Origin of the sequence: Rhizobium rosettiformans (assembly GCF_016806065.1) — a bacterium.
In the GTDB taxonomy this organism is placed as follows: domain Bacteria; phylum Pseudomonadota; class Alphaproteobacteria; order Rhizobiales; family Rhizobiaceae; genus Allorhizobium.
The window spans coordinates 1,237,579-1,249,085 of sequence record NZ_CP032405.1 but is presented as its reverse complement, the minus strand read 5'-3'; the positions used below and the strand labels follow the sequence as shown (position 1 = coordinate 1,249,085).

At 60.5% G+C, this 11,507-nt stretch carries 10 protein-coding genes; 5 read left to right on the top strand and 5 right to left on the bottom strand.

Annotation, left to right across the window (positions count from 1 at the left end; translation table 11 throughout):
* Positions 1 to 40: 40 nt before the first annotated feature.
* Positions 41 to 742: a DUF1013 domain-containing protein gene (locus D4A92_RS05965; protein WP_006724228.1), complete on the bottom strand. Its 702-nt coding sequence runs from the start codon at positions 740 to 742 to the stop codon at positions 41 to 43.
* A 233-nt stretch (positions 743 to 975) separates the two neighbouring features.
* On the opposite strand from D4A92_RS05965, the gene acs reads away from it, so the two are divergent.
* A complete protein-coding gene (gene acs / locus D4A92_RS05960) occupies positions 976 to 2,928 on the top strand; it encodes an acetate--CoA ligase (RefSeq protein ID WP_203018734.1) in 1,953 nt (650 codons plus the stop codon).
* 41 nt (positions 2,929 to 2,969) lie between these two features.
* Here acs and D4A92_RS05955 read toward each other — a convergent pair whose 3' ends face one another.
* From D4A92_RS05955 to D4A92_RS05945, 3 genes are all read right to left on the bottom strand, one after another.
* Positions 2,970 to 3,239 carry an excalibur calcium-binding domain-containing protein gene (locus D4A92_RS05955; protein ID WP_083872802.1) on the bottom strand — a complete coding sequence of 90 codons (270 nt, stop codon included), beginning with the start codon at positions 3,237 to 3,239 and terminating at the stop codon, positions 2,970 to 2,972.
* A gap of 44 nt (positions 3,240 to 3,283) precedes the next feature.
* Entirely contained in the window at positions 3,284 to 3,718 is a 435-nt protein-coding gene (locus D4A92_RS05950) for a thermonuclease family protein (RefSeq protein ID WP_203018733.1), read from the bottom strand.
* Between the two features lie 73 nt (positions 3,719 to 3,791).
* The gene (locus tag D4A92_RS05945) at positions 3,792 to 3,995 is read right to left on the bottom strand and encodes a DUF1674 domain-containing protein (protein ID WP_203018732.1); all 204 of its coding nucleotides are present in this window, start codon (positions 3,993 to 3,995) and stop codon (positions 3,792 to 3,794) included.
* Positions 3,996 to 4,118: 123 nt separating this feature from the next.
* On the opposite strand from D4A92_RS05945, the gene htpX reads away from it, so the two are divergent.
* The 4 genes from htpX to purH all read left to right on the top strand — a co-directional run bounded on the left by htpX (position 4,119) and on the right by purH (position 10,043).
* On the top strand, positions 4,119 to 5,081 hold the full coding sequence (htpX, locus tag D4A92_RS05940) for a zinc metalloprotease HtpX (RefSeq protein ID WP_203018731.1): 963 nt from the start codon (positions 4,119 to 4,121) through the stop codon (positions 5,079 to 5,081).
* Positions 5,072 to 6,460 carry an RsmB/NOP family class I SAM-dependent RNA methyltransferase gene (locus tag D4A92_RS05935; protein ID WP_203018730.1) on the top strand — a complete coding sequence of 463 codons (1,389 nt, stop codon included), beginning with the start codon at positions 5,072 to 5,074 and terminating at the stop codon, positions 6,458 to 6,460. The genes htpX and D4A92_RS05935 overlap by 10 nt, the downstream gene beginning before the upstream one ends.
* Positions 6,461 to 6,649: 189 nt before the next feature.
* Positions 6,650 to 8,326, top strand: coding sequence for a heparinase II/III family protein (locus D4A92_RS05930; protein WP_203018728.1), 1,677 nt, complete (start codon positions 6,650 to 6,652; stop codon positions 8,324 to 8,326).
* Between the two features lie 100 nt (positions 8,327 to 8,426).
* Positions 8,427 to 10,043 carry a bifunctional phosphoribosylaminoimidazolecarboxamide formyltransferase/IMP cyclohydrolase gene (purH, locus tag D4A92_RS05925; RefSeq protein ID WP_203018726.1) on the top strand — a complete coding sequence of 539 codons (1,617 nt, stop codon included), beginning with the start codon at positions 8,427 to 8,429 and terminating at the stop codon, positions 10,041 to 10,043.
* A 55-nt stretch (positions 10,044 to 10,098) separates the two neighbouring features.
* On the opposite strand, the gene D4A92_RS05920 is transcribed toward purH, so the two are convergent.
* A complete protein-coding gene (locus tag D4A92_RS05920; RefSeq protein ID WP_203019851.1) occupies positions 10,099 to 11,475 on the bottom strand; it encodes an MFS transporter in 1,377 nt (458 codons plus the stop codon).
* Between the last annotated feature and the right edge of the window lie 32 nt (positions 11,476 to 11,507).

Below are 11,507 nucleotides of genomic sequence, written 5' to 3'. Positions count from 1 at the left end.
CCTTGGGCTGCCGGGGTCCATCGCTTGTAAAGATCTCTAATCAGTACTGGTCGTCTTCGTCGTCGTTGTTGCGGTCGGACTTGAGCGACTGCAGCTTGGCGAAGACGGCGTTGGCGTCGATTTCCTTCTCTTCTTCGCGCTCGTAGCCGAAGCCGAGGTTTTCAGTCTCGCTTGCAGACTGGAGCGTCGCGCCGAGTTCGGCAGCGGTCGGCAGCGGACGACCCTTGGATGCCTTTTCGACTTCGAGATCGAGGTCGATCTGGCTGCAGAGGCCGAGTGTGACCGGATCCATCGGCGCGAGGTTGGCCGAGTTCCAGTGGGTGCGCTCGCGGATCTGCTCAATGGTTGACTTCGTGGTGCCGACGAGACGCGAAATCTGGGCGTCCTTCAGTTCCGGATGGTTGCGAACCAGCCAGAGAATGGCGTTCGGGCGATCCTGGCGCTTCGAAACCGGTGTGTAACGCGGGCCGCGGCGCTTCGAGTCGGGAACGCGAACCTTGGGTTCGGAAATCTTAAGCTTGTAGTTCACGTCCTTTTCAGCGCGCGCGATTTCGTCGCGCGAGAGCTGGCCGGTCGCAATCGGGTCGAGACCCTTGATGCCCTGGGCTGCTTCGCCGTCCGCAATCGCCTTCACTTCAAGCGGGTGCAGCTTGCAGAACTGCGCGATCTGGTCGAATGACAGCGCGGTATTGTCGACGAGCCATACAGCGGTCGCCTTCGGCATGAGCAGTGTCTGGGCCATGGATACAATCCTTCTGAGGGTCCGCGCCGGTTGTCGCGGGCCGTGGGTTTAAACCACTATTTCCGGGAATTCGGCGTCCTTATAGCGATTATGTAACGAAATTGCAATTCGCGAAGTCGCGAATGACCTTTGTCTAATTGCTGGCCATGTTGCACCTGCTATGTATGTCGGCGATAGGCCGGGGAGGACGGTCCTGGTCGCCAGTTGTGGCCCGTCAACATGAGGAGGAATTCATGTCAGCCAAAACCTATCCGGTGCTGAAATCGGCAAAAGTTCGCGCTCTGATCGATGAAGACAAGTACCAGAAATGGTATCAGGAGAGCATCGAGGACCCCGAGAAGTTCTGGGGCAAACACGGCAAGCGGATCGACTGGTTCAAGCCGTATACGAAGGTCAAGAACACGTCCTTCAAGGGCAAGGTTCCCGTGAAGTGGTTCGAAGACGGCCTCACCAACGTCTCCTATAACTGTATCGACCGCCACCTGAAGACGCATGGCGAACAGACCGCCATCATCTGGGAAGGCGACAACCCCTATATCGACAAGAAGATCACCTATAACGAGCTCTACGAGCATGTTTGCCGTATGGCGAACGTCTTGAAGAAGCACGGCGTCAAGAAGGGTGATCGAGTCACCATCTACATGCCGATGATTCCGGAAGCGGCCTATGCGATGCTCGCCTGCGCCCGCATCGGTGCCATCCATTCGGTGGTCTTTGGCGGCTTCTCGCCGGAAGCGCTGGCCGGCCGTATCGTCGACTGCGAATCAACCTTCGTGATCACCTGCGATGAAGGCGTGCGCGGCGGCAAGCCGGTACCGCTCAAGGAAAACACCGACATCGCGATCGACATCGCCGCGAAGCAGTATGTCATCGTCAACAAGGTGCTCGTCGTGCGCCGCACCGGCGGCAAAATCGGCTGGGCGCCGGGCCGCGACATCTGGCATCACCAGGAAGTGCACACGGTCAAGGCAGACTGCCCGCCGGTCAAGATGAAGGCGGAGGATCCGCTGTTCATCCTCTACACCTCCGGTTCGACGGGCAAGCCGAAGGGCGTCATGCACACGACGGGCGGTTATCTCGTCTATGCCTCGATGACGCATGAATATGTCTTCGATTATCAAGATGGGGACGTTTACTGGTGCACGGCCGATGTCGGCTGGGTGACTGGGCATTCTTACATTGTCTACGGGCCGCTTGCGAACTGTGCCACAACACTGATGTTCGAGGGCATTCCGACCTTCCCGGACCAGGGCCGCTTCTGGGAAGTGATCGAGAAGCACAAGGTCAACATCTTCTATACCGCACCGACCGCCATCCGCTCGCTGATGGGTGCGGGTGACGATTTCGTCAAGCGTTCGGATCGCTCGTCGCTGCGCCTTCTCGGCTCGGTCGGCGAGCCGATCAATCCGGAAGCCTGGGAATGGTATTACAACGTCGTCGGCGAGCAGAAATCGCCTGTAGTCGATACCTGGTGGCAGACCGAAACCGGTGGGATCATGATCACGCCGTTGCCGGGTGCGACGGCACTGAAGCCTGGTTCGGCGACCATGCCATTCTTCGGAATCAAGCCAGAGCTTGTCGATAATGAAGGCAATGTGCTGGAGGGTGCGACCGACGGCAATCTCTGCATCACCGACAGCTGGCCGGGTCAGGCACGCTCTGTCTATGGCGACCACGACCGTTATGTGCAGACCTACTTCTCCACGTATAAGGGCAAGTATTTCACAGGTGACGGCTGCCGCCGGGACGAAGACGGCTATTACTGGATCACGGGTCGCGTCGATGACGTCCTGAACGTGTCCGGTCACCGTCTGGGAACGGCGGAAGTCGAATCGGCGCTGGTCTCGCACCATCTCGTTTCCGAAGCGGCTGTCGTCGGCTATCCGCACACTATCAAGGGCCAAGGCATCTATTGCTATGTCACCTTGATGTCGGGTCACGAGGGCAATGATGCGCTCAGAGCCGATTTGGTGAAGCATGTGCGGACGGAAATCGGGCCGATCGCTACGCCGGACAAGATCCAGTTCGCACCCGGCCTGCCGAAGACCCGCTCGGGCAAGATCATGCGCCGCATCTTGCGCAAGATCGCCGAGGACGATTTTGGCGCGCTTGGCGATACCTCGACGCTGGCCGATCCGGCTGTCGTCGACGATCTGATCGCCAATCGCCAGAACAAGAGCGCCTGACAAAAAAGACCACCGGGAGCTTCCTCAAGCTCCCGGTGGTCTCAACATCCGATCACACGGCGGATTTCATTGACCTGCTCCACTGACGAGCAGACGTTCTCACAGGGTATACCGTCATTGTCGCCATCGGCGCGTCGATACCCGTTGCACCACAGGATGACCGCTTCCTCGCAACTTGAGACCTGCTTGCAGGATCGCGCTGCCAGTTCAATTGCGCTTGTCTGTGCATGCGCGCTGGATCCTGCCTGCGCCAAAAGAAGCAAAACCAGAAAAAATGCGGGTCTGAACAAAAAAGCCTGACGAATCGACATGCTTTGCATCAAGCAGCAACTGGCGGCAGCTGTCTACAAATCCCCTACAATCCGCGGGGGCAAACTCTCTTGGCCTTTTGCTTTCCCGCATATGGTTCGGCCAAACCAGCGGCCAGAAGTCGGTCCGCCGGGCGACTGCCGTCTGCCAGAGTGAGATCTGCAACGACGCGTCCGAAATACTTATCGCCAGAGATTGCGGTTAGCTGAACCGTCACACGGCCATTTACCAGGCTTGTCAGTTCGCTTTTTGCCTTGAGCGCCGCCTCGCGGAAGGCGGCGCATTTCGACTTCAGCTCAGGCGCATCGATGCCGCGCAGGCGCACATAGGTGCTGACCTTGTGATCTGGCCAAGGCATGGCCTCGACGAGAACCGTGTCGCCATCGATGACCTTGACCACTTCGGCCGCGACTGGCCCGTCAATCTGGCGGCTCGCTGCACTTAACGGCGCGACGGACACCAGCATCAGGAAGATTGTCATAAATGGGAGTGCTGATCGGAACATAATAGGAACATATTCCGATATCGGGCGCGATTCAATGGGTAATAATTCCTCAGAAGTCGATTGCGCGACCCTTGATTTCCCAATCGCCAAAACGGGCGGGATCAGCGCCGCCTCGGCCTCCAATTTCTGGCGGCATCTGCTGCGCTGCTTCGCGCTGGCGCCTTTCCTCTGCTTCGGCCAGTGCCCGTTTCGCGGCCGGGCTCAATTCACGCGGCAGCTCCACGTCGACTTCGGCTTCACGATCTTCTGACATCACATCGTCCTTTGCTGAGACGGCATTTCATGCGCAAACATTGAAATTGGGTTGCGCACTTTTTAAATCAACAGACGAAAACGGCAAGAACATTGCCATCCGCTGCTTTTAGAGGACCACGACATGAATACCATGCGGACTGCCATGCTGCTCGCCTTCATGACTGCCCTCTTCATGGGCGTCGGCTTCCTGATCGGTGGCAGGGGCGGCATGATGATCGCCTTCGTCATCGCCGCGGGCATGAACTTCTTCTCCTACTGGAATTCCGACAAGATGGTGCTTCGGGCCTATCGGGCCCAGGAAGTCGACGAGCGGGCGGCTCCCGAATTCTACATCATGGTGCGGGATTTGGCGCGCAATGCGGGTCTGCCGATGCCGAAGGTCTATGTCTTCGACAACCCGCAGCCGAATGCCTTTGCGACTGGTCGCAATCCTCAGAACGCCGCCGTTGCTGCGTCGACGGGACTGCTGCAGCGGCTCAGCCCGGAAGAGGTCGCAGGCGTCATGGCCCATGAGCTTGCCCATATCGAGAACCGCGACACGCTGACGATGACGATCACGGCAACGCTCGCTGGTGCGATCTCGATGCTGTCGAATTTCGCCTTCCTGTTTTCCAGCGGGCGTGACGATCGCAACAATCCGCTCGGCTTTGTCGGTGTCCTTATCGCCATGATCGTTGCTCCCCTGGCTGCCATGCTGGTCCAGATGGCAATCAGTCGGACGCGCGAATATGCGGCCGACCGCCGCGGGGCAGAGATCTGCGGTCAGCCGCGCTGGCTCGCATCGGCCCTGCAGAAGATCGCCGGCGACGCGTCTCACATTGAGAATGTGGACGCGGAGCGCAATCCGGCAACAGCTCACATGTTCATCATCAATCCCTTGAACGGTCAGCGGATGGACAATCTCTTTTCGACCCATCCCAACACGCGCAATCGTATCGAAGCGCTATTGGCCATGAGCGATATCGGTCCTAAGGGATCGACGCCGCCGGAGGCCCCTGTTAAGGCATCGCGCACAGCGCGTTCTGTTCCGACCACCGGTTGGGGACGCGGCAAAGCCGAACCACCCAAGGGACCATGGTCTTGAACGACACATCGACGGGTAAACCGAAAAGCAAGCACAACGGCAGCAGGAAGCATGGAGATCGCGCCTCTCGGCAGCCCTTGAAGCCGGGGCTCGAAGCCCGAATTGCCGCAAGCCGAATTCTGGCAGCGGTGATCGATCGGAAGACGTCGCTCGACGGCATGCTGGATACAGAGCATGGCAATCCCGCATTCCTGCCACTGAACGATGCCGATCGCAGCCTCGTGAAGGCGATCCTTCAGAGCGCTCTGCGCCATCTGCCGCGGATCGAGGCGATTATCGGAGAATTGCTCGACACTCCGCTGCCGGACGGTGCCCGCTCCCTGCATCACCTTCTGATCGTGGCTGCGGCGCAGATGCTCTATCTTGATGTGCCCGATCATTCGGCTGTTGACCTTGCCGTGGAGCAGGCCAATGGCGATCCCAGAAGTCGCCGTTTCTCCAAGCTGGTCAATGCCATCCTGCGCCGCATCGGGCGTGAAAAGGCAGAGCTTCTCGCTGCCGTGGATGATCTTCCCTGCATGCCGGATTGGTTCATGGCGCGCCTGACGGAAGTCTATGGCGAGCAACAGGCGCTTGCGATCGCTGCATCCCAGCTGGAGCCCCCGACGATCGATTTGACCGTGAAGTCGGATGCGGCTGGCTGGGCGACGCGGCTTGGCGGACAGGTCTTGCCGACCGGCAGTGTGCGTCTCGAGCGGTTTCGTGGGTCTGTGACCGCGCTCGAAGGTTTCGATGATGGTGCGTGGTGGGTGCAGGATGCCGCAGCCGCGATCCCTGCAAAGCTGTTCGGTGATCTCACGGGAAAGCGGGTTGCCGATCTTTGCGCCGCACCCGGCGGCAAGACGGCACAGCTGGTGCTCGCCGGCGGTGATGTCCTGGCTGTCGAGCAATCGAAGTCTCGTCTGAAGCGTCTGGAGTCCAATCTTCAGCGCCTCGGACTTTCGGTCGAAATCCGCTGTGCGAACCTGCTCGACCTCAATGCGACAGAGACGTCCGATGCGATCCTGCTCGATACACCCTGTTCATCGACCGGTACGACACGTCGCCACCCGGATGTTCTCTGGACAAAGAATGCGGCGGATATCGCCAAGCTTGCCGAACTGCAGGAGAAGTTGCTGCGTCATGCCGTGACACTCTTGAAATCGGGTGGCCGTCTGGTCTTCTCCAACTGCTCCATCGATCCTTCCGAAGGCGAAGAGATTGTTGCCCGAGTGTTGGCGGAGGTCCCCGGTCTGCAACTGCAGCCGATCGACCCGGCAGACTGGCCCGGGCTGGAAGCAGCCATCACCGCCAAGGGTGAATTCAGGACCACGCCCGACATGCTTCGAGAAATTGGCGGGCTTGACGGCTTCTACGCCGCGGTCATTGCTAAAATTTAACTAATATCTCAATAAACCTGTTGGGAAGTCTGCGTGAACGTGGACCGTCGCTCCGCATGGCCGGGGCGCGGCTATATGACTTGTCATTTCGTGCCCACGTCAGGAGCCCGAAGGCCTTATCCCTTCGAACTCCTTGGGCTCGGACAACCGGAATGGCTGGATCATCATGATCTGGTGACAGGAACCATTATGCGAATCAATGATCGCGTCCGACTGATCTCGCTCCACGTCGCCGAATCCTGGCGGCGTATGCGGCAGGCGGCTGCCATCGTGATGCCTTCTGCCGTGCAGCGGGGAGCTTTCCGCCTCAATCGAGTCGTCGTAGCGCCGACCGATCTCAGGGCGATCGACTCGTTTGTGGCGGATGAGATCTTCAACGGGCGCTTTCCACTTGCCGGACGCGTTCTCGATACCGAGGGGCAATCTCCCTTCGAACTGGAGTTGCCGTCCGTCCAGTTTGCACGCCGCCTGCACGGCTTCGGCTGGCTGCGCCATATTCGCGCCGACAAGACGGCACCCGCCTGCGAGAATGCCCGATGGATCACGGACCAATGGATCACCCTTCATGGCGGCCGCAGCAAGGGCGTCGCCTGGGACAGTGAGGTCGTGTCCCGGCGGATCATCAGCTGGCTTTCGCATTCACCGATCGTGCTGCACGAAGCCGACGCTGGCTTTTATCGCCGGTTCACGTCGTCTCTTGGGCAGCAGGTGCGCCACCTTCAGCGCCGCGCCGATTCAATGCCCGAGGGTCTCCCGCGCCTGAAGGCCCGCATTGCCATCGCCATGGCGTCGATCGCGGCCGAGGCGCGCCCTGCTGCCGTTCGTCGCGCGGGGCGATTGCTTGACCGGGAGCTCGAGCGGCAGGTTCTGGCAGATGGCAGCCATGTCTCTCGCAATCCGCAGGCCTCTGTCGATCTGCTATTCGATCTTCTGCCGCTGCGCCAAAGCTACATCAATCTCGGTCACGAGGTTCCCGCCAAGCTCATTCCGGTCATCGACCGGATGTACCCGGCCGTGCGCTTCTTCCGTCACAGCAGCGGCGACCTCGCCCTCTTCAATGGCGCCAGTTCGTCGCTCGCCACCGATCTCATGAGTGTCCTCCGATATGACGAAACGGCGGGACAGCCCTTCAAGGCCCTGCCGCATGGCGGCTATCATCGGCTTTCCGGGGGCGACACCACGATCCTGGTCGACACCGGCAAACCCCTCTCGGCGCGGCTATCGAGCACGGCGCATGCCGGTTGTCTCTCGTTCGAACTGTCTTCGGGACGGAACCGCTTCCTGATCAACAGCGGGTCACCGCGCTTCGCAGGGGAACGCCTCCGTCAACTTGCCCGTGCCACGGCAGCCCATAGCACCGTGTGCATCGGTGACGTTTCCTCGGCGCGGATCGCGCAGTCGTCCCGCCTCGGCAAGATCATGCTATCGGGTCCCTCCAAAATCGAGGTCGAACGACAGACCGGTCCCGATGGCAGTGACCGACTGTCCGCACGGCACGACGGCTATGTGAAGCGCTTCGGTGTCTTGCACGAGCGCGAGATCCGCATCAACGAGCAGGGTACCAAGATCGCCGGGCGGGATCGCCTGTTGTTGCCGGACGGGTTACCGACACCCAATCTGCCGGGTGCAGAGGTTATCGCGCGTTTCCATGTGCATCCGACAATCACGGTGGAACGTTCCGACGACCGGAAGATACGGCTCGTGGCTCCTGATGGTGAGAGCTGGTCCTTCTCCATCCCGGTCGGCGAAATCGCCGTTGGAGAAGACGTCTTCTTCGCCGATGTTTCGGGCATCCGCCCGTCGCAGCAGCTGGAGATCGTCTTCGAGGGGCCGGAAATACGCTGGTTTCTCGCGCATCATGCCTGATCGCAGGCATCTGGCGGTTTCCTCACAGGTGAAGCTGTGCTAGGCGGCGGCATCGCGCCCGCTGCCGCATTTCCGGGCGCCCGCCAGCTCGGAGTGAACCATGGCCGTCGTTTCCAAGAAGATCCCCGCCCCTGACCTCGTGCGCGTGCGTACCGCACTTCTCTCGGTGTCCGACAAGACCGGTATCGTCGAATTCGCCCAGGCGCTGCACCAGCGCGGCGTGCGTCTTCTGTCGACTGGCGGCACCCACAAGGCTCTTGCTGCGGCCGGCTTGCCGGTCATCGACGTCTCCGAGATCACCGGCTTTCCCGAGATCATGGATGGCCGCGTCAAGACGCTCCATCCGCTGGTCCATGGCGGTCTGCTGTCGATCCGGGACGATGCAGAGCATGTCGAGGCGATGAAGGCGCACGGCATCGAGGCCATCGATCTTTCCGTGATCAATCTCTATCCGTTCGAACAGGTTCGTGCCGCCGGCGGCGACTATCCGACCACCGTCGAAAACATCGACATCGGTGGACCCGCCATGATCCGCGCTTCGGCGAAGAACCACGCCTATGTCACCGTCGTCACCGATGCGGCCGACTATGCCGAGGTGATTGCCGCGCTCTCCGAAAATGACGGCCAGACGACCTATGCGCTGCGTCAGCGCCTGGCGGCCAAAGCCTATGCCCGTACCGCCGCCTATGACGCGGCAATTTCCAACTGGTTTGCCGAGGCACTCGAGATCGACATGCCCGCCTACCGGACCGTCGGGGGCGTGTTGAAGGAAAAGATGCGCTACGGCGAGAACCCGCATCAGAGCGCGGGCTTCTATGTGACTGGCGACAACCGTCCGGGTGTTGCGACCGCGACGCTGCTGCAGGGCAAACAGCTTTCCTACAACAACATCAACGATACGGACGCGGCGTTCGAACTGGTTGCCGAGTTTCCGCCGGAAAACGGCCCGGCCTGCGCAATCATCAAGCATGCAAATCCTTGTGGCGTCGCCACAGGCTCGAGCCTCGTCGAGGCCTACAAGCGGGCACTGGCCTGTGACAGCACCTCAGCGTTCGGCGGCATCATCGCGCTCAACCAGATCCTCGATGCCGAGACCGCGCAGGAAATCGTCAAGCTCTTCACCGAAGTGATCATTGCCCCTGAAGTCACCGACGAGGCCAAGGCGATCATCGCCGCCAAGCCGAACCTGCGCTTGCTGACCACGGGCGCCCTGCCCGATCCGCGTGCCCGCGGCGTCATGGCCAAGACGGTCTCCGGTGGTCTGCTTGTCCAGAGCCGTGACAACGTCATGGTCGAGGATCTCGACCTCAAGGTGGTGACCAAGCGCGCGCCGACCGCGACCGAGCTCGAGGATATGAAGTTCGCCTTCAAGATCGCCAAGCACGTGAAGTCGAATGCCGTCATCTATGCCAAGGACGGCCAGACGGCCGGCATCGGCGCCGGCCAGATGAGCCGAGTCGATTCCGCCCGCATTGCAGCGCTGAAGGCCGAAGACGCCGCCAAGGCGCTCGGCCTGGCGGCGCCGCTGACCAAGGGCTCAGCGGTTGCCTCCGAGGCCTTCTATCCCTTCGCGGACGGTCTTCTGGCCGCGATCGCTGCGGGTGCCACGGCTGTCATCCAGCCGGGTGGATCTATGCGCGACGAAGAAGTGATTGCAGCTGCCGACGAACATGGCGTGGCAATGGTCTTTACCGGCGTCCGTCACTTCCGCCACTGAGGAAGCCCGATCGCAGAGAAACTGAATGGCCGGTGGAGCGATCCAGCGGCCATTTTTATAGGGCTTTACCGTCGTCCGTTGCCGGGTAATTCGTCCTCAAGAGAAGGACGAGGCCGCCAATCAGAAACACTAGCAGTGTGGCCATGCCGGCGCGCGGCGAGCCCGACCATGCGGTGACCACTGAAAAGGACAGCGTCGCGAGAAAGCTCGTCGCGCGGCCTGACAGGGAGTAGATGCCGAAATAACGGCCGGCTTCGTGCAGTTCGACGCTGCGGGCGAGATAGGAGCGCGAGGAGGCCTGGACGGGGCCGAAGGACATACCAATCAACAGGCCGTAGAGGACATAAGCCTTTTCGGCGGGGGTGGCGAACAGTCCGTCGGTGCCTGTGATGGGCAGGCTCACCAGCCCGAAGAGAGTGAAGTCGACGCCGGTAGAGATGATCCCGAAGGTGGCAACGATCAGCAATCCCAGGCTCACCATGACCACCACCTTGGACCCGAGTGCCCTATCCACGCGACCGGCCACGAGGCAGCCGAAGATCGCGACGATATTGAGAATGATCCCGTAGATGCCGATTTCCATCGTCGACCAGCCGAACATGGCGGCAGCGAAGACACCGCCCAGCACGAGAAGTCCATTGACGCCGTCCTGATAGATCATCCGGGCAATCAGGAAACGCAAGATGTTGCTGCGATGGCGGAGTTCGCCAAGTGTCGAGCGGATCTCGCGAAGACCCGACCGGACGGCCGCGCCTAGAGCTTTGCCCTTCGCTGCGTCCGGGGTGAACAAGAACATCGGCAAGATGAAGATCAGATACCAGACCGCGGAAATCGGGCCCGTGATGCGCGCATCTTCGCCGGTTGCCGGATCAAGACCGAACAGGGGATCGAGCCCGATCAGCGTCTTTCCGGTCGTCGGGTTGCCGGCAAGGAAGAGCACCACGAAGATCAGCACGATCATGCCGCCCATATAGCCCATGCCCCAGGCAATGTTGGACACGCGCCCGACATCCTGCTGGCTGACGAGGCGCGGCATCATGGAATCGTTGAAGACGATGGAAAATTCCGCGGCGATGCTGGCGAGGATCATCAGCAGCATCACGAAGGCGACAGGCGATCCCGGAGCGGCTGTCCAGAGAAGGGCGAGGCAGGCGATCTTGATCAGCGCGAAAAAGGCGATCCAGGGCTTCCTGGATCCGGACTCGTCGGCGATTGAACCGAGGATGGGTGCGAGGATGGCAATGATGACGCCTGAAATTGTCGCCGCATTGCTCCAGGCCGTCTGGGCGCTCACCGGATCATCGGTCATCCGCGAGACGAAGTAGGGACCGAAAATGAAGGTCGTGACCACGGTGAAGAAGGGCTGTGCTGCCCAGTCAAAAAACATCCAGCCACGAACACCCCTGTCGATGGTGCCGTGGCTGGTCTTCATGTCTGTACGTGTCGTCACGCGCACCCCCGGAG

Coding starts and splice junctions, on each gene's coding strand:
- htpX (WP_203018731.1), top strand. CDS start 4,119: ATGAATACCATGCGGACTGCCATGCTGCTCGCCTTCATGACTGCCCTC.
- purH (WP_203018726.1), top strand. CDS start 8,427: ATGGCCGTCGTTTCCAAGAAGATCCCCGCCCCTGACCTCGTGCGCGTG.
- D4A92_RS05950 (WP_203018733.1), bottom strand. CDS start 3,718: ATGACAATCTTCCTGATGCTGGTGTCCGTCGCGCCGTTAAGTGCAGCG.
- D4A92_RS05945 (WP_203018732.1), bottom strand. CDS start 3,995: ATGTCAGAAGATCGTGAAGCCGAAGTCGACGTGGAGCTGCCGCGTGAA.
- D4A92_RS05965 (WP_006724228.1), bottom strand. CDS start 742: ATGGCCCAGACACTGCTCATGCCGAAGGCGACCGCTGTATGGCTCGTC.
- D4A92_RS05930 (WP_203018728.1), top strand. CDS start 6,650: ATGCGAATCAATGATCGCGTCCGACTGATCTCGCTCCACGTCGCCGAA.
- acs (WP_203018734.1), top strand. CDS start 976: ATGTCAGCCAAAACCTATCCGGTGCTGAAATCGGCAAAAGTTCGCGCT.
- D4A92_RS05920 (WP_203019851.1), bottom strand. CDS start 11,475: ATGAAGACCAGCCACGGCACCATCGACAGGGGTGTTCGTGGCTGGATG.
- D4A92_RS05935 (WP_203018730.1), top strand. CDS start 5,072: ATGGTCTTGAACGACACATCGACGGGTAAACCGAAAAGCAAGCACAAC.
- D4A92_RS05955 (WP_083872802.1), bottom strand. CDS start 3,239: ATGTCGATTCGTCAGGCTTTTTTGTTCAGACCCGCATTTTTTCTGGTT.